The 21,441-nt window shown below is 45.6% G+C and carries 18 protein-coding genes; all 18 read right to left on the bottom strand.

From position 1 onward, the window contains the following. Positions 1–2: 2 nt before the first annotated feature. The 18 genes from IGI76_RS06010 to IGI76_RS05925 all read right to left on the bottom strand — a co-directional run bounded on the left by IGI76_RS06010 (position 3) and on the right by IGI76_RS05925 (position 21,438). Entirely contained in the window at positions 3–4,046 is a 4,044-nt protein-coding gene (locus tag IGI76_RS06010; protein WP_194192981.1) for a pectate lyase-like adhesive domain-containing protein, read from the bottom strand. 21 nt (positions 4,047–4,067) lie between these two features. After that, complete coding sequence (locus IGI76_RS06005; RefSeq protein WP_087627265.1) at positions 4,068–4,694, bottom strand: hypothetical protein; 627 nt, start codon at positions 4,692–4,694, stop codon at positions 4,068–4,070. Continuing rightward, positions 4,687–5,310: a hypothetical protein gene (locus IGI76_RS06000; protein WP_194192982.1), complete on the bottom strand. Its 624-nt coding sequence runs from the start codon at positions 5,308–5,310 to the stop codon at positions 4,687–4,689. The genes IGI76_RS06005 and IGI76_RS06000 overlap by 8 nt, the downstream gene beginning before the upstream one ends. A 2-nt stretch (positions 5,311–5,312) precedes the next feature. Then, entirely contained in the window at positions 5,313–6,359 is a 1,047-nt protein-coding gene (pilM, locus tag IGI76_RS05995) for a type IV pilus biogenesis protein PilM (RefSeq protein WP_087627264.1), read from the bottom strand. A 107-nt stretch (positions 6,360–6,466) separates the two neighbouring features. Beyond that, positions 6,467–7,219, bottom strand: a complete 753-nt coding sequence (locus IGI76_RS05990; RefSeq protein WP_008378680.1) for a prepilin peptidase — start codon at positions 7,217–7,219, stop codon at positions 6,467–6,469. Between the two features lie 71 nt (positions 7,220–7,290). After that, positions 7,291–7,809: a prepilin-type N-terminal cleavage/methylation domain-containing protein gene (locus IGI76_RS05985; RefSeq protein WP_074536889.1), complete on the bottom strand. Its 519-nt coding sequence runs from the start codon at positions 7,807–7,809 to the stop codon at positions 7,291–7,293. Between the two features lie 80 nt (positions 7,810–7,889). After that, positions 7,890–9,101 (bottom strand): type II secretion system F family protein, encoded by a 1,212-nt coding sequence (locus IGI76_RS05980; RefSeq protein ID WP_074536890.1) that lies wholly within the window; start codon positions 9,099–9,101, stop codon positions 7,890–7,892. 3 nt (positions 9,102–9,104) lie between these two features. Continuing rightward, a complete protein-coding gene (locus IGI76_RS05975; RefSeq protein ID WP_015509432.1) occupies positions 9,105–10,415 on the bottom strand; it encodes a type IV pilus twitching motility protein PilT in 1,311 nt (436 codons plus the stop codon). A 91-nt stretch (positions 10,416–10,506) separates the two neighbouring features. Then, positions 10,507–12,081 (bottom strand): GspE/PulE family protein, encoded by a 1,575-nt coding sequence (locus IGI76_RS05970; RefSeq protein WP_008378687.1) that lies wholly within the window; start codon positions 12,079–12,081, stop codon positions 10,507–10,509. 14 nt (positions 12,082–12,095) lie between these two features. Next, a complete protein-coding gene (locus tag IGI76_RS05965; RefSeq protein WP_194192983.1) occupies positions 12,096–14,144 on the bottom strand; it encodes a type II secretion system protein in 2,049 nt (682 codons plus the stop codon). Continuing rightward, positions 14,131–14,817, bottom strand: a complete 687-nt coding sequence (locus IGI76_RS05960; protein ID WP_074536892.1) for a type II secretion system protein — start codon at positions 14,815–14,817, stop codon at positions 14,131–14,133. The genes IGI76_RS05965 and IGI76_RS05960 overlap by 14 nt, the downstream gene beginning before the upstream one ends. Before the next feature lie 43 nt (positions 14,818–14,860). Further along, positions 14,861–15,556, bottom strand: coding sequence for a type IV pilus modification PilV family protein (locus IGI76_RS05955; RefSeq protein WP_194193209.1), 696 nt, complete (start codon positions 15,554–15,556; stop codon positions 14,861–14,863). 25 nt (positions 15,557–15,581) lie between these two features. Continuing rightward, the gene (locus IGI76_RS05950; protein WP_016610400.1) at positions 15,582–15,905 is read right to left on the bottom strand and encodes a hypothetical protein; all 324 of its coding nucleotides are present in this window, start codon (positions 15,903–15,905) and stop codon (positions 15,582–15,584) included. A 38-nt stretch (positions 15,906–15,943) separates the two neighbouring features. Next, positions 15,944–17,398 carry a hypothetical protein gene (locus tag IGI76_RS05945; RefSeq protein WP_194192984.1) on the bottom strand — a complete coding sequence of 485 codons (1,455 nt, stop codon included), beginning with the start codon at positions 17,396–17,398 and terminating at the stop codon, positions 15,944–15,946. 13 nt (positions 17,399–17,411) lie between these two features. Next, positions 17,412–18,455, bottom strand: a complete 1,044-nt coding sequence (locus tag IGI76_RS05940; RefSeq protein ID WP_061054321.1) for a hypothetical protein — start codon at positions 18,453–18,455, stop codon at positions 17,412–17,414. Beyond that, positions 18,448–19,827: a glucosaminidase domain-containing protein gene (locus tag IGI76_RS05935; protein WP_194192985.1), complete on the bottom strand. Its 1,380-nt coding sequence runs from the start codon at positions 19,825–19,827 to the stop codon at positions 18,448–18,450. Before IGI76_RS05935 ends, IGI76_RS05940 begins: the two co-directional genes overlap by 8 nt. Beyond that, positions 19,760–20,134 (bottom strand): hypothetical protein, encoded by a 375-nt coding sequence (locus IGI76_RS05930; RefSeq protein WP_005235091.1) that lies wholly within the window; start codon positions 20,132–20,134, stop codon positions 19,760–19,762. The genes IGI76_RS05935 and IGI76_RS05930 overlap by 68 nt, the downstream gene beginning before the upstream one ends. Then, the gene (locus IGI76_RS05925) at positions 20,131–21,438 is read right to left on the bottom strand and encodes a hypothetical protein (RefSeq protein ID WP_194192986.1); all 1,308 of its coding nucleotides are present in this window, start codon (positions 21,436–21,438) and stop codon (positions 20,131–20,133) included. Before IGI76_RS05925 ends, IGI76_RS05930 begins: the two co-directional genes overlap by 4 nt. Positions 21,439–21,441: the final 3 nt, after the last annotated feature.

Below are 21,441 nucleotides of genomic sequence, written 5' to 3'. Positions count from 1 at the left end.
GTTTAATCGATGAAGTCCCAGATATTGTTCCAATAAGAAACACGGTCTGCGCCATTTTCATCTTTGTAGCGCACAGAAATCAAATTACGGATGTCATGGACAGGAATATCAAGGGTGACAGAATCCGTGACAGGTCTTTGCTGCACGTTGTATGTTCGATAAAAGGTTCCATCCATATAGACGTCAAAGGTACTAAGATTGGAGTAAAAAATCTGCAGCTGATTGTTATGAACAGCAAGGTTGATCAACTCACCAGTGACCGCGCGTGTACCGGTCTGAAGCGTGAGACTGTCTTCCCCTATCAGGATGTTTTCCGTCTCTGGTTGATTCCCCGAAACTCTTCCGTTGATCGTTACCGGGGTCAGAACATTACCAGCAGCTGCCTGTTCATCCACTCGAGCAGTCAAGTTCCATTCCATGCGATCCCCCGGTGCGATTGGTCGTTCTAAGTGGATCGTGATACGATCGCCAGAAAGACTAGCCGAGGCTATATTGTCTTGGTACACGAGCGCATCGACATTTAAGAACGTCAATAAATTCGGCGAGATATCTAACGTCACGACAGCATTCTCAATATCGTCTTTCCCAGAATTTCGCGCATCGTTGCTTTCTACGATCGTCCGCAAGATCAATTGATTACCCACTGTGATAATCGGATTGCCTTCTTCATCACGATCAAAGCTTTGCGGTACTCGCAACGTAATCGATGGGTCAGAAGGTCGAATACTGGTGACTTCAAAGGATAGTGCTGGTGGGAAACGATCATCGCCAATGGCATCACGATACCCTAAATAGTCCTCGTAATCGCTGGCGGACGGATTCGTGCTCCCCAACTGACCATTGGGTTCCGTCGTGGTCGTATCTGGTAAGGTTCCTACGAAATCGTCGTAACGATCATTGGCAAAATCTTTTGCGTAAAATTCGATATACACATCCTCTTCAGGAACAAGGCGACGAGGTAATTGATACTGCCATGGTACGGAATTGCCTTGTTCGGCATCAAGCGTAATGACATATGGGTCACCTGAAGCATCACGGATCAATCCTTGCGCGGTACTCGCATAAATGGCGACCCGCTCTTTTGGCTGATCGTCTTGCGGAGAATGAAAATCCATGATCCCCGAAACTGTTGTCGTCCGTTCATTAAAGACCTGATCCTCTGCCACTTGCAGACCAGTCGGTGGTCGTACATCCACGACGACCGCATCAGGCAAAGCGGCAATACTCTCTTCTGTTGCATGAATAAAAATCGAATCGTCAACACCCTCCATCGTGGGGTCTAATCCCCGATGGGCACGCAGCACTTCAAAACGTTGACCTGTCTTGAAAAAGTCGTCCCGCGTCCATGCGATCACACCATTATGCACCTCACCAAAAACATCGACAGTTGATTTGGAGGAAAGCCATTGTGTTTCAAGCTGGTTGCCTGCTTCGTCCTTCAAAGCAACTTCCACCCAGACCTCATCATCCCAGGCATCGCGAATCGCCCCCGTGTATTCATACGGAACGACCGCTTTGGCATAAAAGGTTTTGTCGGCATTGGTCGGGGTCACTAAGTGCTGGATCATTGGCGGATAATTATTGGCAGAAAATCGCGTGTAGGCATTCCCGCCCCTAAAAGTCGTACTGTTGAATTCATTTGAAAAAGGCTCTCCCGGCTGCGGACTAACGATTTGTGCAAAATTGACATTGCCTAGTTGATAGCTCAATGGATTCCAGAAATTGTCCGGATCACCATCTAGATTCACGTCGTTGCGCTTTTCCCATACCGCTAGTCCGACACGATTAGACGTAAAGGTACTGTTGCGATTTGTGTTTGAGAACGCTTGTCCGCCATTCGGACGGTTATTTCGGAAGTCATAAAACAGTGGTTCATCAATCACAAAATTGCTTCTTGCAACCGAACTGATTATTCCATTATTTGCACCTAGGGTCCGACCTTCCATTCGAAAGGTCGCGTCTTTTCCAGCTAAGAACTCGGCTTCTCCGCCTTGCATCCAAACAGCAGGTCCACGATGTGCATAGATGTGGATTCGACTGTTTTCACCTTGTGCACTAAAGACCGAGGTTCCACTGCCATCAAGGGGAAATTGAATCCCTTGTCGACCAGCCCTATCTTCACCATTACTGGCAGTAATGGTGGAATCAGCAGATGGATCAAATTCTCGATCTTCATCATTGTACTGATCAAATACGGCAAAACCTGTTTCATCAATATAGATGCCATCATCTGCCGCAGTCCTGGTGCCTGCATGGTTAAAGATATTCAACTGACCGGCTGACTCCACATAGAACTCGTTATCTCGACCATACATCCGCACAGCAGCCGAATTCCCATGGTATTTGACGATATTCATCCTCCCTTGGTCGGCAAGCACAAAGGTCTGTTCCCCGACTAAGCGAAACCGCATGACAGAAGCATAGTCATGATTTTGACCATCGCCAAATAGATTAAACTGCGACCCTTCCCCAGTTACCGTCACATTGCCACCGAGCTCGGTGTCTCTTGACGCTTTGGAAATTTGATTGACAAAAGCAGCGGTTCCTCTCGGTACACCATTCGTGGGACTGGGGGCTCTAGAATACGAGTTTACGACCGCACCACCAGATATAATCGTACGAGAAAACTTGTTATTCCCCTCATCCCGTTGTCCAATCAAGGAAATGATTGCACCGTCAGCTCCCGCTAAGTCCATTTGTGATGAGGCATTTAAAACCGTGCCTTCACCATCGACTTCAAAAATCACCTCATTTGTGCGATTTTCCATATTCGCCCAAATTACTTGTCGCTGAACGCTGTAGAGGTCTACCTTGGAACCCTTATTGACTCGAAACGAGGTTGAAATATTGTTGTTATTTGGATGAAGTCGAAAAATTGGCCGAGTATTTGAGATCTTGACATCCGCCTCATCCGTAATCAAGACACTTTTGACATTAAAGCTGCCAGTATCTGAACTGTTGCCCGCGGCTGCGTTCCTGTGAGCCACCCAATGGAACGTTCCGCGAATCTCGAGATTTCCTTGCTGCAAATAAAGGAAATTATTGCCCGTACTTCCCTCTAGCACACCACTTTTTGCCTCGATATTTTCTATTTTGACCGTCCAAAAAGCTGAAGCTGCCAACGATTGTTGATAGATCAACGCGTTTAATCCTAGATTGTTCCCCTGAAAATCGATCGTCATATTTTTTAACTCAAAGACCGCTGGCTGACGATCATGGGTAGTCGTCAGTTCAAAGAAACGTCCAGTAGGATTCGTGCTATAGTTTGGTGTCCCGTTCGTGTTGAAACGCTTCGGTGTGGTTAAGGTAAAACCATTCCCATCGATGGACACTGACCGATTCAACGCAGTTAAACGATTGTTGGCCTCATTCGTATAATCAGCGGTAATGTCAGCGAGAAACACGATTTCAGAGATCGATGAATCACTAAAAGCAGCCCGCAGCTCTTGATAGTCCGAAACTTCGGCACGCTCTCCTTGCGTCGCCCGTTCTGAAAGCAGTTCGACTGCCGCTGACTCATTGGTTTCCTGCTGCTGAATGTCAAGCAAGGCTGCTGCTTCTGCAGCCTTGTCGGCTTCAACTCGCAAGGCTTGTCGTTCCTCGAGAGAAGGCGGAGCGATTTTTTGCAGCGTCCGGTTTCCCCGCTTAAGAACAAATTCGATGGCGTCTTCTTCTCCTAAAGAGACTGGTAATGCCAAGGACAACGTTTCTTCCGTAGGCGCCACTTCGATTTCCACACCATAAACACCCTCTTGTTCAGCTGGATGCAAGGTCGCTTCTTCCAGCTCAAGCATTTCAAACATTTCTAATGACACCAGCGCTTCATGATTCGCCATCAAGAAAAGCGTCTCGCCTGCGGCTTGTTCCGATTCGATCGTCAATACATATTGTCCTGTTTCTGGGTCAAAGTGACCGGACACTTCATAAGAATTGCCACCATGGATAGCAAAGACCGCATACAAAACAGAAATAACGATAAAGACCCCTAATACAGCGACAGCCAGTTTGATTTTCGAGACAGTCGCTAGAACAGTAAATGATTTCATCTAGGCACCCCTTTCCTTTGATTACTCCAACAGTTCTTGTCCCGTTTCAAAGCTTGATAGATAATACAGCTTGATAACGACACTTGCCGAAAACGCATCTGCTCCTGACGTATTGCTTCCTTGCCGATATTCGACTGATTCCACTTTTAAAAAGCGATTCAGGTTTTCCATCCGATCAATAAAACGCACGATTCCTTCATTCGTCTCACTCAGGAGGTCAAAGCCGATCCTTGTGACCCGAAATTGCGTAGCCAAAGGATTGTCACCAGTCTGATCTGCCATTTGTTCTGGTGTAGGGTAAAGCATCTCCTCATTAAAGGTCGATTGCAAAATCGTGATCGGCAATTCCGTTTCAAGAGCAGCGAGATCAGTAAAATAAGACTCGATCGCCATGCCATTGGGAATGATCGGCACCTCATTGACCGTCTCTGATGAAAGAAGGTCTGGTTCCCCTTGCAGGTAGACTAGCTGTTCTTGAATGTCGCGGATCTCAGCTTCGATCCCAGCTAATTCCTGAGCCAATTCGATCCCTTCGGCACGTTTGGGGTTCAGTAAAAATAGCCAAAATATGAGTACGGAGGTAGCGAGAACTAGTGCAATCACCGCGGAGATGATGATGTGTTTTTTGGAGAAAAAGACTCTAGTCATCCGCTTCCACCTCGCTTTCTTCTTCGCTGTCTTCACTGGTCACTTGTGGTGCATTGATTCGTGAGAGATAAACAGTGATGCGCCCATCTTGCGGGATGGAACTATGGGAAAAGGATTGATAGGTCACATGATGTACCCAATCGATTGCTTCAAAAGCTGATTTAAGGCGAATCAGACTTTCATAAACATCCCCTTGGACCGCCATGCTCACCAAAGGAAACAAAGGTGTGCCGTCTTGGGCTGTTTCTGACGTTCCCCCATCGCCATTTAGCAGCAAATTATACGAATTGATGGTCACATCGATCCCTGATGCCACTTCTTCAAAAGTCTCCATAATAGGTGCCGTGAAATATTTCTCTTGCTTTTGTAGGGCAATGAATTCTTGCAGGTCTTGAGATTTTGACGCCAGCATCTCTTCTAACTGGCGCTGAAAGACGATACGCTCTGCTTGACTAGACATGATATTGCTTTGATTATTGGTCACCAAACGTTGATAATACCAAAAGCCTAACCCGCAAACCCCAACGACAACTAACGAAAGGAGAAGCGACACCGAAAGAATGACTTCAAACGCCCGATTACGAATAAATTTATTAGGCAATAGATTGATGTTCATGGTTACACCTCTTTCGTCGCTAATCCCGCAGCCAAGACATAGCGGTCGGGAATTTTTTTCTTGCTGGTTTCACTTACTTTTGCAGAAATCGTTTTGACTGGCAAAGAAGACACGTCGTGAAAAATTTCTTGGACTTCTTTGCGCAGCATTGGATGACCGCCGACTAAGTAGATTTTTTTCAATTCACAATCAGGCGAGATTTCCTGATAATAGTAAGCAATCACCGAATTCAGGGTTTCTGCCAACCCTTCCAGTGCTTGGATCTCCGCGCTTTCCCTAAAGTTCACTTGCACAGATTGGGCTTTTTCAATATATTTCCAATTGGCTTGATTATAATCTTCATACTGCAAGTATGTCGGCACCAATTCTTCAAAAAAGGTAATATTGGCGATACCAGCATCTAACTCGACCAGCACGAAATTTTCACTCCAGTTGATCTGTCGCTGAAACATACGACTATACGCCAGAAAACTGCAATCGACGCCCATCAGCTGATGGCCGCCTTTTTTCAATGTGTCGCCGAGTTGAATCAAAATCGGCTCTGATGTGACCACGACTGGCACATTGCCATTGATGGTAAACCGATTCCGCTGGATGACCACAGCTTGCGGCTCTGCTTTTTCTTCCTTCTTGCTGGCCCTTTTCTTTTTCTCTTTTGGCACTTTTTGCTTGTTGCCTTTGCCTAGGATCAGCAAATCAAAAATCGGGTTTTCAAAAGGCAAGGAGATGGACTCCCCCAATTCAAAATACAAGTACTCGCGAATCTCTTTTTCCGAGTTCATCTTGCCGATCGGGATCTGTTTGATCAGCAGACGAGAATTCAGCGCCGTGATCACCACACTCATCGTGCGTAATCCCAAACGTTTGGCAATCTCATTGAAGGCGGCTTCAAGACTATCAGGATTGCGCAGCTTATCATCTTTAAAAATCGTACCATTCACGACCAGCTCGCCGTATTTGAGGCGATCACCTTTTTTGGTACAGTAACGGATGCAGTTTTTTTGGATGTCGATCCCAACTAAGCGGGGAATTGTTTTTTTGCCAAACATACGAGGACCTGCTTTCTTCTTGTTGGTTTTTATGAAGGAACCAACGTTATTTCTATGTACAACGCTTGCTTAGCAAATCAAGCAAACGCCAAGGTCAGCAACCCGATTCAAAGGAACCAGCCGCTGCCAAGATAAACCATGCCAGTAGCAATGGCAATAAAGGGACCAAAAGCAATGTAGCGGCTTTTGACTTTGCCCCGTAGCATTTGGATCACGTAAAAGATCACTGCCAAGCAAGAAGCGACAAATAAAACGGTCAAGACTTGCACTGGGCCGATATACACGCCTAAGACGGCAAATAATTTGATATCGCCGCCACCCATGCCTTTTTTACTGAGCTCCGCTAATAGATACAATGGCAAGAAGCCAGCAAAGAAGCCAACGAGCCAATACCACCAAAATTCATTTTGCGGTTGGATCAACCGTAAACCGATCCCTCCGGCGAAAAAAGGGGCTAACACTTTATTGGGGATCAACTGATAGAAGATGTCGCTGGCAGAAATAATGGCTAATAAGGCTAATAAACACCAAGCGGCAATCACTTCAGCAGTGCCCCAAAACAGCAAGGTCGTACCCGTAAATAGCATGCCGATCAACACTTCATAAAGAAAAGCAATCAGCGGGATCTTTTTTTGACACTTGCGGCACTTGCCTTTTAAAATAAGGTATGATAAAACTGGAATGAGGTCCCTTGCACCTAATGTCTGTTGGCAGTCATCACAGTGCGAGCGAGTCAGTAGGGATTCCTTTTTGGGAACCCGCCAACCAACCACTAGGAAAAAAGAACCTAGACACATTCCTATGATGAAAAGATAACCAATGATTAGGCCCATTGGGATCTGTTGCAAAATTTCGTTCATAAAAAACTCCTTTTTTCCTGGGGGGTTGAGTTGCCGTACACCTTAGGTCAGGTTAGTGACTTAAGGTGTTTTTAGTTTCCGCCGCCACCGCCAGCTGGCGGATCTGGGAATAATGTTTTACGACCTAGATCACTAACTTGTGTTTGTGTTAACGTCATTCCTACGGAGCGTTTTGTTCCGGCAGTCAAAGCACCGTCTTCTAATGTAATGAGCAGAGTTCCATCATCCTGAATTTCAAACTCAACTTCGTCTACATCAGCAAAACCTCCACCACTATAAAGATTAGCACCTATAACATCCTGCAGTGTGAATTCATTCGGATTCGGGTTAGCTCCAGAACCGCTGTTAGGTGTTACTTCCGTCGACTGATACAGTACCGCTGCAGAGTATGCTGTTTGAACATCTGAAATAGCCGCATCTTCACGCGCATTTTGGATGATATTTCCAATAGCAATTACCCCGATACCTGCAATGATTGCAATGATAACAACAACAGCAAGTAACTCAACCAGCGACAAACCTGTCTCATCTTTCATTAATTTGTTAAAACGATTTTCTGTTTTTTCTTCTACTAAAATTGCATCAAGCATATGTTATTTACTCCTCCTACTTTTCCTAAAAAATATATATCAAACAGAACGTCTAGGAATTCTGTTAATATCACAAATGATTACCCCTGTACGGCACCAAAAAGATCAAACATTGGTACCATGATCGCAGCGACGATCAATCCAACAATGACACAAATAACTAATATCACTGTCGGTTCAAGGACTGTTTTGATTCGTTTACTGGATTCGTCCACTTCTTTTTGAAAGATAATGCTTAGTCTTTTTAGCATATCTTCAAGGGATCCAGTACTTTCACCGATTTCTACCATCTGAGTGACTAATAAAGGAACGGTTAGGTTCCCACGAAAAACATCACTCATTTTGCCCCCTTCTTCTATTTGAAAGGCGCAATCGTCAATGACTCGCTTGATTGATTTATTGGACACAACATCCCGACTCATATTCAATGCCGTGACCATACCAACCGAACTACCAAGTAAAGTCGACAAAGTTGTCATAAACAGTGAATAATTATTTTTTATCGCTAATTCACCGAACAACGGTATTTTTAAAATGAAACGATGAACAGCAAAATCGATTTTTTCATTTCGACGAATGAGCCAAAAGCCGATCATAATGCCTACAATAAAGACTGCTAAAACCCATCCTTTAGTTTGAAGAAAGTCGCTGATTGCCATGGTAGCCACGGTAATAGCTGGCAAATCTGTATCAAAACTTTCAAATACTTCGACAAACATCGGGACGATCATGACTAGTAAAATGATACCTACGACAAACGTCATCAAGATCAAAATGATTGGGTAGACCATCGCTGTGATAAGACCACTTCGATTCTCAGCACTTTTTTCATAATAATCCGCCATATCCTTTAAGTTTTTTTCCAAAGACCCTGACATTTCCGATACGGCAATAACACTTGTCAACAAAACTGGAAAAGCATTAGGATGGGCTTTATAGGCTTCTGAAAGTGGTCGTCCGCCATCAATCTCATCCCGAACTTCACCAAGAATTTTCTTGAAATTCGGATTTTTTTGCTGTTCTTCCAGCATTCGTGAAGCATCAACAATCGTAATCCCCGAAGCGATCAATGTCGAAAACTGGCGTAAGTATGCAACTAATAATTTTAGAGATACTTTGTTGAATAATTGAATCTCTTTATTCGCCAAGGTTTCTGGCTGTTCGATCAAGCTGCTGACTTTGATGTGCTTTTGGCGCAGTTTTTGGCGGGCTTCGACGGAGGAATTGGCACGCAAGCTGCCAGAAAACGTTTCGCCTCGGACATTGGTGCCTTGATAGGCAAAGAGTGCCATCGGCTATTCGCCCCCTTCCTCCATTAAGTTATCTGCCACATCAGCATCGACCCGTTCCGCAGCAACCAGTTCTTCTAAAGAGGCGCTCATGGTATGCATACCTTCGTTTTTCCCCATCTGCAGCATATTATGGATCTGGTGGGTTTTCCCTTGACGGATCAAACTGGCGATCCCTCGGGTATTGAGCATCATTTCGGTTGCTGCTACCCGTCCATTGCCATCGATCGTTGGCAGCAAGCGCTGGGACAAGATCCCTAGTAATGCGCCAGCAAGCTGTGTACGAATCTGAGTCTGCTGATCGGCAGGAAAGACATCGACGATCCGTTCAATGGTCGCTGGGGCACTTGACGTATGCAAGGTTCCTAATACCAAGTGTCCCGTTTCCGCTGCCGTCAAGGCAATCGAGATCGTTTCAAAATCCCGCAGCTCCCCTACTAAAATGACATCTGGATCTTGCCGCAGGGCAGCTCGTAAGCCATTGCCAAAGGACATGGTGTCGCTGCCGACTTCCCGCTGGGCAACGATGCTTTTCTTGTGGTTATGGATGTACTCGATCGGATCTTCCAACGTCAAAATATGCGTCTTTTTGGTGTCATTCAAATAGTCCAGCATCGCAGCCAGTGTCGTTGATTTCCCTGAACCGGTCGGCCCTGTAACTAAGAACAAGCCCTGGCTTTTATGGATCAGGGTCCGCAAGACGGTCGGCATACCGAGTTTGCTTAATTTCGGGATCTCGATGGGGATCTGCCGCAAGGCGATCGAAACGGTATCTTTTTGACGGAAAATATTGACCCGAAAGCGGCAGATGTCGCCTAATTCGTAGGCCAAATCGGTTTCGCCTTTTTCCTTGAATTCCTCCCATTGCCGTTGGTTGCAAAGGATTTCGGCAATGGCTTCGATGTCCTTGGTGTCGATGGTCGGCACCCCTTCAATCGGTAGCAAGTCGCCGTGGCGACGAAAAATCGGTGGGACGCCTTCGACTAAATGGATATCCGATGCTTTTTGTTCCACAGCGATCATCAGCCAATGATCGATCCGCTCTTTAGGTGACATGGCAGCAAACTGCGCCGCTTCGTTGCGATTGACGCCTTGTGCACTGCTGGCAGTCGTCGTTTTTGTCGCTGCTTGCCGTTCTGCTTTTTGAATGATCTCCCGCGTCGAGACAGATCGGTCTTGATCGCTCTGGCGATTACGGGCACGTTTTTTTTCTCTCAGTTCACGATTTTCACGGATGCGGGTACGGGTCGGAGCTGTTTTTTCTCTCGTCGCCCTTTTGGTTGCTCGCTCTTGTGTTGCCACTCTCGTTTGATCCATTAAACCAGCCCCTTTCTATGTGCATTTCCTTTTAAAACAATGTATGTAGTTCTTCGGTGATCCCTAGATCACCGATAAATCAATCCGTGCCTCACTCTTCTGCGGCGACCACCTTCAAGACTTCTTCGATGGTGGAAAAGCCTTGTTGCACTTTGTCTAACCCATCATCCAACAAAAAGCGCATCTTTCGTTCCTGAACATAATCCATCAGCTGGTCGTTGGTCGCTTTGTTCGTGATCATACGGCGCAGCTTAGCATCGATCGTCAACAGCTCTTGGACGGCCATTCGCCCTTTGAATCCCGTATTGCCACACTTTGGACAGCCCACAGGTTGTGCCAGTTCCGTAACCGTGATGCCATAGGATTCAAATAACTGCTTGTCCTTGTCGCTGGCTGGTCCTACTGTCTTACAAGAAGAACAAAGGGTTCGGACGAGCCGTTGAGCTAAGATGCCTTCTAACGCATTGGCGACCAGAAACGGTTCTACCCCCATATCGACTAAGCGATTGATGGTACTGACGGAATCGTTGGTATGCAGGGTGGATAATACCAAGTGCCCAGTCATGGAAGCCCGAATCGCAATCTCCGCCGTTTCGCCATCCCGAATCTCTCCCACCATCACGACATTGGGGTCTTGCCGCAAGATCGACCGTAACCCAGCGGAAAAAGTCAAACCGACGTTGCTGTTGACTGCCACTTGGTTGATACCTTGCAGCTGAAACTCCACAGGGTCTTCGACGGTGATAATATTGATCTCCGGCGTGTTCAACTCTTGCAACGCCGCATACAAGGAAGATGATTTCCCTGATCCTGTCGGTCCAGTGACCAGAATGATCCCGTGGGGTTTATGCAAAATCGCTTTAAAGGTTGCCAATACCTTCGGTTCAAAGCGAAACTCATCTAGGCGCCGAATGCCACTGGAGCGATCCAACACCCGAATCACGACTTTCTCCCCATGAATGACAGGCAAAACCGAGACCCGCAAATCAACCACGTTGCCCCCGTTACGAATCATTGCCCGACCATCTTGTGGCACACGTGTTTCGGTGATATCCAAGGAGGAAATTATTTTCAGTCGTGAAGTAACCCCAGTCTGAATACTCTTAGGCAAGTTTTCATGGGTGCGAAGCTCCCCATCAACCCGTAAACGGACAACTAATCCTTTTTCTTGGGGATCGAAATGGATATCACTGGCGCCCCGATCCACTGCATCTTGCAGCAGGGTATTGACCAATTTGACGATCGGCGAATCATCTAATTTTGAGTCGCCTTCTGGGTCGATGGTTTCAACGAGAGAGTCGCTCAAGCCATCCAAACTGATCTCAGAAGGGTAATCGCGAACGATCAGTTGTTGGATATCGGCATTGTGGGCTTTTTGCGGACGAATCAATAACCCAGTGATCAAACGCATTTCATTGATCGCCGCATAATCCCCAGGGTTTGCCATCGCAACGGTCAAACGATTGCCTTTTTTCTCTAACGGAAAGACGCTGTGCTGTTTGGCAAACGAGCGGGGGATCAGGGACAAAACCTCTGAGCTGATCTCTAAGTCAAACAAGTTGCCTGTTTGTGTTTTCTCAGCGGTGGTTGAACTTGGACTACTCTCTGACTTTTTGAGAGGCCTTCTAGGTTTTCTACGTGGCGTTCTTTCACTTGATTGCGGCAACTGGCGCCCTCCTTTCAATAATCGAGTTTGTTGATATAGTCAAACATTCGCGTAACGGTTAAATATGCTTCATCATCAGACCACATGTTTCGATCCAAAAAACTTCTGAGGATCGTTACCTCCCCCGGTTGCGCCTGACTTTCAAAATCGCGGACGCGATAATTGACGCCTAATTGTTGCAGTTGATTTTCCAGTTCCACCTGGTCATCCATATAGTAAGGTACGAGTACGACCGTTCCTTCAAGACGACGGTTATGAGCCCCTGTTGCTAAAAAAGTCGGGTCAAATAATGCCAAATCTGGCAGTATTTCCATGACAAAGGTCGACTCTCTATCCACAGCTAAATGAAAGGGTTCAACGCCTGTATGACCCAAGATCAGCTGGGCACCATTTTTTAAGGTGATTTGATTCCAATACGCTGGATCTTCATAGTAAGAATCAAAAACCGCTGAACTGCCGGCTTCTGCTAATGCCAGTCTTCGAGCAGTCTTCGGGGCATCGATAAATGAAAGTCCGTGAACCTCCATTATGGTATTGCTGCCATCCAATGTGATTCTTGACGGGTCATGAGGCACTGTGAATTGATTTTGATTCTGAAAATACGAGAAATCATCGATCGTTCCACCACTAGGCATCATCGTATTCGTCAGCATAAAATCACCATAAACAGTAATCCTTCGTTCCGTATCTTCGGTACTATGCACGATCGAGCCTTCCGTGACTGGTCCCGCATAAAAATTGCTGCTCGTCAGAACCATCGACGGCTTCATAAACGTCAAACTACCATCTGCTGCAGGGTTTTGTTTCGTGGCTTCTCGATGATAGAAATTAAAATAATTGCTATTTAATTCGCCTAATCCAGAGCCCGCATCTGGTGAATTTACGGAAACATTCAGATGGCCTTCAGCAAAGAGAACCCCCTCTTGCTCAACTCTCGAAGCCGAACTATTGGTATTGTTGATCCATACGTTTCCAGCAAAAATATCCGTATAGGCTTGTGACAAGACCAAGCGGCTACCAGCTCGACTGCCCAAATCGATATACATTCCTAGACCCGCTTGCAAGAAGATGTCTTTGATCAAGTTCAACCCGTTGCTAGGCTGCCCGCCGTCATTCTGGATCGCAAGCAGACTTTTTGCCGAAAACTGCCCGCTTCCCTGTCCTTCCATCTGGATCCCATGATTAAAGAAAAAGGAACCATCGAAATGTAGCCAGTTAAGAATCGGCTTTGTTCGAAAATCTAAAAATCTGCCGTCTTGAAAATCTTGCAGGACATTGTTAGCAAACCCGAATTGCAAGAAGTCATCCGATTCAAAAGCGAGATAATCAAACGATGGACGTACGCGCTGAAAATCGGCAACTTCGAATAATTTTCGAACCCAGGTATCGGCGGATACCGCTTGCCCTGCTGTAGAGGGTAAGTAATAGGGATAAAAAATGTTTCGCCAAATATCCAGCTGTGTTTGTCTTTGTTCGAGGTCTTCTTCTTCAAGCTGCATTTCATAGATATATTCGGCAGAAGCTGTATGTACTCGCGGCTGTCCTTCATCCAGTTGCGTCTGATCCGTGACTTGCGATTGAATTTGAATAATGATTTGAAGATTGGTTTTATCTGGCAGCATCGATGCTGCTTGGATCCATCCTTGCTCCCCACCAGATTTCGTCATTACATAAGGGGCGATCTCATTATATTCATAGTCAACGATAGAGGAGGTAAAAGAAAATTTATTATCGATGGTCTCATTCACATCGACTTCATCCAGCACAGATCTCAATTCGTTATCTAGATGGTCTTGCCAGTCATTATTATTAGAATAGAAGCCGCCAGACTGCATGGTTCGAGTGATTAAATCATCTATTCTCAGTTTTAGGTCCTGAGAAGCGAGTTGAAAGGAATATTCGTGTACATCTTCCACGCGACGGAAGCTATCTACCGTTCGAATTTGTGAATTGACATTTCGAGCAACTAGGAAGACCAAGCCAATCATCAAAGAGGAAAGAATGATCGCCGCGAGGGCATAAATCAGCGCAAAACCCGCTTCATTTTGTCTACCATCGTCCATTCCCCGGTACCCCCCCTCTTGCTTTCTCATTGTCCCGATAATTGATCGTAAATTCTCGTCTATAGATAATCTGCTCGTGGTAATCAGTGACCAGATCCTCCATCTGCCACCAGCCAGTCAAATCATCATAATAATCCGCAAAATTGATCGTTTCCGTGTAAAATAAAACGAAAAATTTGGTCTGGATACTAAACGTATCGCGATAATTTGGCGTATAGTGATGGGTCAGCGTCGCTTCATTCTCATTTTTTTGTTGAATGATCTTTAACTTAATGGTAGGGTCTTTCGTATCATAGACTCTGGCACGGATATTGTTAGTATCTGTGATATCCGTCACAACCATTCGCGGACTGCCCTCTTCCGTAATTGCTGCCCCTAAGGTTCCTTCGGGCATGGTTTTGACAATATGTTCCTCGTGGAAAAGAAGACTATCATATTTTCCTAAATACCCCGCATGCTCATAGATGCCGTCAATTTTGGCGATTTGGTCTGCTTGCGCCATGATTTCATTCGCGATCCCTTGAAAGGCAGCAATTCGACCTTGACGGACAGAGGCTTGGACGATCAGAAAGAGTGTCCCAGAAAAGAGAGCAATGATAATGCCGAATATCACGATCGCCCCTAACAATTCGACAAGCGTGACTCCTTGCTCATCCTGTAACCGATGCTTCATCTGCGCCCCTCCTTTGCAACTTCCGCAAGAACAGCCAGCCCTTTCAATAGTCAACTACCCAATGCAGATACGTTTCTGTCAAAAATGCGCCCGTTTGTTTATCGAAGACCTGAATAATAAGTCCGATGCCCAGCTGCCGACGATCATAAGTATCTTCTCGCAGTCCATGCCTGGGGTCTTCACGAATGGAGACCTTGACTAAATAGTTGGTGGTTTCTTCATTCTCCGACAAGTACGTTCCCATATAGAGGCGATTCTCTTCCGAATTTGCCAAGGGCTGCGGCAAATGAGCGCCAGAATGATCGTATGCCACTTTGCGAATAAATCGTCCCCGATTGAGATCATCTACAGCAATCGGGATTTCTTCATACATCGGTTGCCCTTGCGCATTGTATTGAATCCCTGAATTATCGAGGACCAAATGGTGTCTGCGAATTTCTGAGGGGTCATCTGGATCGACCATCATCCAAGATGGTCGAGCAGTAAAGATCCCGATATTCAAATCCGCCAAATCTTGGGTCTGCGCTCGGTAGATTAGCCATTCCTTGACGTCATCTCGTGCTGCGATAGCCTCTTCCATTCGGGTATTGTAGCTAAGGATCAGGTTGTTTTGGATGATCAGCATGGCGATCATGACCATCGCGATCCCGAGAATGACGATCGCTCCAAGGATCTCAACAAGGCTGAACCCTGATTCATCAAGTACTCTATGTGCTTGTCTGCCGTTTTTCAGTTTCATCACCTGCTTTTTGCCTAGCCCCCGATCAAGGAGAATCCTTTTCTTCTAGCTGGTTGATACTTGTATCTGGGTCAAGAAAAGATAATTTGCTAAGGGTGAATCCCCAGTGAATCAGTTTATTGAAATCAGGGTAGTCAGCTAATGGAATACTTTTTTTGGCTTTGCGTGTGATGCGGATTCGTTCCCTGATATAATGATACCTTTCTTCTTCAACCAGTCGCTGAATCTCGGCGATCCCTTTTTCAACATCAGGATCTTCGACATTCGCTTGCATGTATTGTTGGTAGAAATAATCCAAATACTTCCCGTATTGAAGAAAATAACGGTATTCAATTTCTTCAATGACCATTTTCACGTGAATCTCTCCTTGACTTATTTTCTAGCAACTTATTGAAGTGAGTGCAAATGCCGATAGATGATCGCAGTGGCACTCTCTGGCCGATCATTGTCTAACTGAAAGACCTCCTTTAATGATTGTCGATCAGAAGCCTGAATGACTTCGACTTTCGGTAAAAGTTCGTAGGCAAGATGGCTATCGTCTGCGACACTTGTATCGATCATCACTTGTTCGATCAGTGAACGGGTGACGCCATAACCGTCTTCACTTTGATAGGATCGGTCCAAAGGGAAACTATAATAAAACCAGCCATCATCGGGATTATAGATCCAAGTGTTTCGATCGATCTGACGGTAATCGCTCAAAGAGCCGAATTCGATCATGATGGCTTCTGAATCGATCTGGGCGGGACTTTCAGAGACAAAGCTGCTTAGCGTTTTCACCGTTTGGGTCGGATACAACCCAGCAGCATCGGGAAACGCACTGATCATCTCTGGCAATTGAAAGGCACTGCCTAACCCAGATTCTGTCGTCGTGTAATCAAATGACGACTGGTCAATCGTTCCCTGTTCTCCGAGATACGTGAATCCCGTAGGTTCTTCATTGGTGGAAAAGGGGCTGGCTAGCTGCGACTCTGCCCAATTTCGAACAAAATAACGATACCCTTCAAGATAATAACTATAGGTCAAGTTGGCTGCTTCAAAGGTCCACTCAGCAACCGGATCAGCAGGATTGAGCAGCAGCAGTTCCCCACTCATTTTCTGCATGACCGGTTGTTGGTTTCGCCGAAAGGAATAGCTGAAGTGCGCTTCGACAAGGACCGGTTCTTGCCAGAGATCTGGCGGACCATCGATCAAGTCTGATGACGGTTGCTCCTCCATTTCTTCATTGCCTTCGGTGTGATCGTAGAAGCTCTCAGGATTATCCTGTCCTTCAGCGTCTAATTCCCCCAATAACTCCTGCATCTCTTCGCTATCGAAGGCATCCAAGGCAGGCGTGGGTGCCAACTCTTCGATCGTCTCATCGCTGATCCAAACCATCACTTGACCATCAAGAGCATTTCCAATGAGTTCTGGGATCTGCTGGGTCACGTTCTGATACCCTCTTGCTAAAATTTCGTTTTCATCAAAGCGAGACAGTACTGGTAATAAGTCTGGCGCATCACTCGCATCTGCCGCCTGCTCAAAGGCTGCTTCCTCACTGTCTGGCGCGATATAGCGCAGCACTTCTTCAAAGCTTGCTCGAACAAACACTGGCACTTCACTAGCGTTCATTACCCGAACGAATCGTTGGATCGTCGTCCCTGTAAGGGTCATTCGTTCCTGCCATTCTTCCAAAATCTCGATTTTTTCGAACACTTCATTTTCATCCGCTAAACGTCGAATGCGAATAGACTGATTATTCTGCCAAATCAAAATGCTAAGCAACAAAAGAAAGAAAAGCAGACCCGCGATACTATTTCTTAACACTATTTTTTTTTGCAACCTTGTTTCCTCTTTTCTCAAGTAATGACGGCTCTCAAGTAAAGAGATAAATGCCTAATAGAATGAATAAGGCGATCAATGATACACAGAAGATGATAGATAATATCAAGTTTTGATCAATAAAACGAAACACATCTGCTACATGGTTGATACTCATTGAGACTTCCCCAACGAAACGGTCTGCTTCGATGGCTTCTTCCCCAAATGCCTGTCCATCACCAATGACGGATAAATGATAGCCTTGCTCTTCGTCAGCCTCGATCGATAGCACTCGGCGGGCAATATAGCCTGTTCCTGAGCTATTTGTAAAGACTCCGATCCCGTTTGGCTGTACTTGAGTGAAGGCTTGTTCTCTTAAAATGATCAAATCTTGTGTGCGTAATGCAGAGCTGTCAAGATTCGCCATCCCATTATCAGATAAACGCACCACCCGATGATTGAAAACCGTCATCTCGTTTTGATCAGCTACATATAAGCCGATAAACGTAAAGAGGACAGTCATGCTACAAACCAAGAAAATCAGATAAATGATTTTCAGTACGAGATCACCAGATTTCTTTTTAGCTGTTGGTTTCTTCGTCGCAGCTTTGCCTTTTTGCGGGGTTGGTCGTTTCTGGGAAACCTCCGCTGGTTTTTTGCCTTGCTTGTGGGTCCCTTTTGATTTGGCATTCGGATTACTTGATTTCTTAGTTTTCCCCTGCTCGTTGCGCTGGCTTGGACGTGCTTGCTGCGGTGGACGCTTTTTCTTTTTGCGTGGTGCTTCACTGGTCGTACTGGCAGCTGCTCTTTCTTTTTGCTTGCTAGGATGCTGCTTTTCGGTCGGTAATTTGGGGCGATTCGCTGTGCTAGCCGCTTTTTTTCGTTTCTTTTTCGCAGGCGCCTGTCCTGTCGGTTCTTTTTGAGGTGGCTTTTTTGGTCGTTTCTTGCCACTTGAAGGGCTGGCTTGCTTGCCTTGCGCTTGAAACTTTTCGATTCGGGGATTTCTCGGTGTGTCCTCTGGTTGTTCTCGTTTTTTTTCACGTTTGGCAGGCTGTGGCGGACGTTTTTTTCTTCTAGGTGCTTGCGACTGATTACTCATTGGCATCTACCTCGCTGCCCGCTCGTTCCATCCCTCTTAATTGGTTTGCATAAGTATTGGCATTGGCATTTTCCTGCAAGCGATCCTTGACGGTCCGAATGGACGCTGGCAAATTCCCTGAGCCTCGACGATTTGCCGAGCTTCTTTGCAAGTCTTCAAACAACGAACGGGTCGTCTTCGCTTCTTCCTTGCGAGCTGCTTCAATTGCTTGTGCACGTGTGCGTTCAATCTCTTCCAAGACCTCTTCGGTCGGCTCATTGTCATAGATGGTTAGATCATACGCTTCGATCAACGCATTCAGCTTTTGGTCATAATGGATGTCCGTGGCATAGCGCCCGGTCAACCACGCAGTTGCTTCCCGATAGGTTGGGGCATTTTCTTTCCAAACGGGAGCATAAAAGCGCGGGTTACCTGTGATGCCTCCTCTTAGTAAGCGAGCGTAATCTTCGATGGATTCACGGTAACTTGGGTATTTACGGAAATTGGAAGAAATCGTATACCACGCACCACTTCCATCATCTTCTTGCGTATTGAAGGTCACTTTTTGCCCACGAAAGCTGCCCTTGATGCCGAAAAGATTATGGTTTGGCGGACTGGATAAGGCGCTGTTTCCTGAGCCGGTCTCCAAGATAGCTTGTGCGATCATCACTGAGGCATAAAGATCATTGTTATAGGCAACATCTTGCGCGTCAGAACCAATCTCATTGATGAATTGTTGTGTCGTTAGATTACGAGAAACCGAAAACTGAAAGTTGCTTTCCCGCTCTTCTTCATCAATCGGCGATTCGGGTTCTTCAGTGATTGGATCGGGATCTTTTTCTTTGTCCTGATTGGTTTGATTCCCATTTGATTGGTTGTTTCCGCTATTGTTGCTGCTGTTGGTATCGTTGGTTTCTTCCTCATTCGTTTCAGGTCCAGCAGGCTGATTCGGCTGTTGATCGCCTTCTGAAGGCTCTGGCGTCGGCGGAACATCTTCAGTCTCTTGGTCTTCTGTTTCATCGGTGCCGCTCTCTGTTTCTTCCTCGTCTGTCTGCCCATCATCTGCCGGTCGTTCAACATCATTTACGACTTGGACTTCCGTTCCTTTTTCGGCCTGCTCCGCTTCTTCTGGGAAGGTTTCTTTTGTTTGTTCTGGAGGAGTATCAAGTGGCTCCGTTATCCTGTCAGCTCCTTCGTAAGAGACCGGTCGGAGGGCATCCGTTATCGATTGTCCGCGACTTTCTCGTTGTGCATCGATGGTTTCCATATAAGTAGATGGTTCTACACCTAAGATCGATCGAACCATGGCTTCAGAAATCGTTTGATTATTGATGATTCCGATAAATGCTCCGATCGCTAACAGACTTTTTACGTTTCTTCTGGGCTTTTTCATCTTCTTGATCCTCCTCCTTGGGGCTGTTCTTGCTGGTGCCTTTTTTTGGTCGTTCATGGTCTTTGCTTTCATTTTTCTCGAGCTGCACAAGTAACAATTGATAATGAAAGGCATTGTTCCGCAAATACATCGTAAAACCTAGCAAAAGAGCGAGTAAAAACAAGTGACTGATAGTGACATATTCTCGAAAGGCAGAGAGATAAAAATAGGCGGTCAGCTGCAAAAATACCGCTAATGGGATCAAAGAAGCAATAAAGTAGATGCGGTATAAGAATAAGAATCGTTGCTTTTGCTTTTGGGTTCTCATAGGCTGCTCCTAACGTCTGTATTGCCTTCGATCAATGCTTTTTTTTCTAACAGATAACTTTCGCTTTGGAGAAGATCAAAGTACGCGGCTTTTCGTAAAAGATTGTCATAGTCCATCTTCATAATGCGTGCGTAGGGTTTTCTAAACCATGGTCGCTCATACAATTTGACCCGTGACTCAATCACGCTGCATTCATAAAAAACCAAGCTGATATCTTTAGCAGAAAGGTTATTGTCGACCACTTGCTGCACTTGTCCTCTCTCATAGGTCAACTCTTTTTCGTTCAACGTCATTTTTTCGATCTTTTGTACGAGATTGTCATTGATGCGCCAAACCTGTTCGAGGTATTTGGCTTTTTGAAAAAGATAGGTATATTCTCGTAAGCTAATCTTCAATTGCGTATGCCAGTTCTCGTCTTCTTCATCGGTCAAGCTGTTTAAATAGTGGATACTATTTTTGATCAAAGAAGCTTCTAAGTTTTCGATGTAGATCTCAAGCTTTTGATTGGCCAAGCGCAAGCGCTCTTTGCTTGCTCGTTCTCGTTTCGCCTCTTCTTCCAACGCTAATTCATTGGCGTTGACTTTGGGCAATTGCTTGGCTTTTTTTGACTGTTTTTTTTTGCTGCTTTTTTTGCGAACTTTCTTTTTGAACTTTGGTGGCTCATCCGCACTGACCTTTTGGAACTCGAGCGTGTCTTCCAGCTCTTTTTTCACTGCATCGGTTTTGCCTTGCCGTTTTTCTTCATGGACTTGCGCTTTCGGGCGACTCACAAACGTGACATTTTGTTCGTCGATCACGCTTTGTACGATTTTTGCCAGTTGCTCTTTAAAGTCGTTCGCATCACTTACACCAGCGGGGGCTTGCTGCTGCAAGCTAGCATCCAACTGAATCGTAAAGGGAAACTCTTCTTCTGTGTATGCGATTGGTACAAACTCCAAAAACAAATTGCTTTTCTCATCGGACACATGATTGATGCCGATTTGCGTCCACACAAACTGAGGAAATTGCTGTTCCAAGGGAATGCGTAATTTTGAGTAATCGATTTTTTTCCGTAAGATCTCCATCTCGATATGATGGGTGAAGGCTTCGATGGAATAAAATTGCTCAAAGTAATGCGTCACTTGTTTGCGAATCGACGATTTGAGCGGCCACTTTTTTTGATAGAGGTTGTCACAGGCAGTGATTACTGATGGAAGTGCCTCTTGTTTGTAAAATAATTCCTCAAGATTTGGACTCAAGGTTGGATAGATGGCAATTTTTAAAATATCATTCGTCACATTCGTCCCAATAACCAACATTCTCATAAG

The sequence above is a fragment of the Enterococcus sp. DIV2449a genome, from assembly GCF_051711225.1.
Taxonomy (GTDB): domain Bacteria; phylum Bacillota; class Bacilli; order Lactobacillales; family Enterococcaceae; genus Enterococcus_D; species Enterococcus_D casseliflavus.
This window is presented reverse-complemented; position numbering and strand designations above follow the sequence as displayed.

Coding starts and splice junctions, on each gene's coding strand:
- IGI76_RS06010 (WP_194192981.1), bottom strand. CDS start 4,046: ATGAAATCATTTACTGTTCTAGCGACTGTCTCGAAAATCAAACTGGCT.
- IGI76_RS05965 (WP_194192983.1), bottom strand. CDS start 14,144: ATGGACGATGGTAGACAAAATGAAGCGGGTTTTGCGCTGATTTATGCC.
- IGI76_RS05990 (WP_008378680.1), bottom strand. CDS start 7,219: ATGAACGAAATTTTGCAACAGATCCCAATGGGCCTAATCATTGGTTAT.
- IGI76_RS05955 (WP_194193209.1), bottom strand. CDS start 15,556: ATGAAACTGAAAAACGGCAGACAAGCACATAGAGTACTTGATGAATCA.
- IGI76_RS06005 (WP_087627265.1), bottom strand. CDS start 4,694: ATGACTAGAGTCTTTTTCTCCAAAAAACACATCATCATCTCCGCGGTG.
- IGI76_RS05925 (WP_194192986.1), bottom strand. CDS start 21,438: ATGAGAATGTTGGTTATTGGGACGAATGTGACGAATGATATTTTAAAA.
- pilM (WP_087627264.1), bottom strand. CDS start 6,359: ATGTTTGGCAAAAAAACAATTCCCCGCTTAGTTGGGATCGACATCCAA.
- IGI76_RS05985 (WP_074536889.1), bottom strand. CDS start 7,809: ATGCTTGATGCAATTTTAGTAGAAGAAAAAACAGAAAATCGTTTTAAC.
- IGI76_RS05935 (WP_194192985.1), bottom strand. CDS start 19,827: ATGAAAAAGCCCAGAAGAAACGTAAAAAGTCTGTTAGCGATCGGAGCA.
- IGI76_RS05940 (WP_061054321.1), bottom strand. CDS start 18,455: ATGAGTAATCAGTCGCAAGCACCTAGAAGAAAAAAACGTCCGCCACAG.
- IGI76_RS06000 (WP_194192982.1), bottom strand. CDS start 5,310: ATGAACATCAATCTATTGCCTAATAAATTTATTCGTAATCGGGCGTTT.
- IGI76_RS05960 (WP_074536892.1), bottom strand. CDS start 14,817: ATGAAGCATCGGTTACAGGATGAGCAAGGAGTCACGCTTGTCGAATTG.
- IGI76_RS05930 (WP_005235091.1), bottom strand. CDS start 20,134: ATGAGAACCCAAAAGCAAAAGCAACGATTCTTATTCTTATACCGCATC.
- IGI76_RS05950 (WP_016610400.1), bottom strand. CDS start 15,905: ATGGTCATTGAAGAAATTGAATACCGTTATTTTCTTCAATACGGGAAG.
- IGI76_RS05975 (WP_015509432.1), bottom strand. CDS start 10,415: ATGGATCAAACGAGAGTGGCAACACAAGAGCGAGCAACCAAAAGGGCG.
- IGI76_RS05980 (WP_074536890.1), bottom strand. CDS start 9,101: ATGGCACTCTTTGCCTATCAAGGCACCAATGTCCGAGGCGAAACGTTT.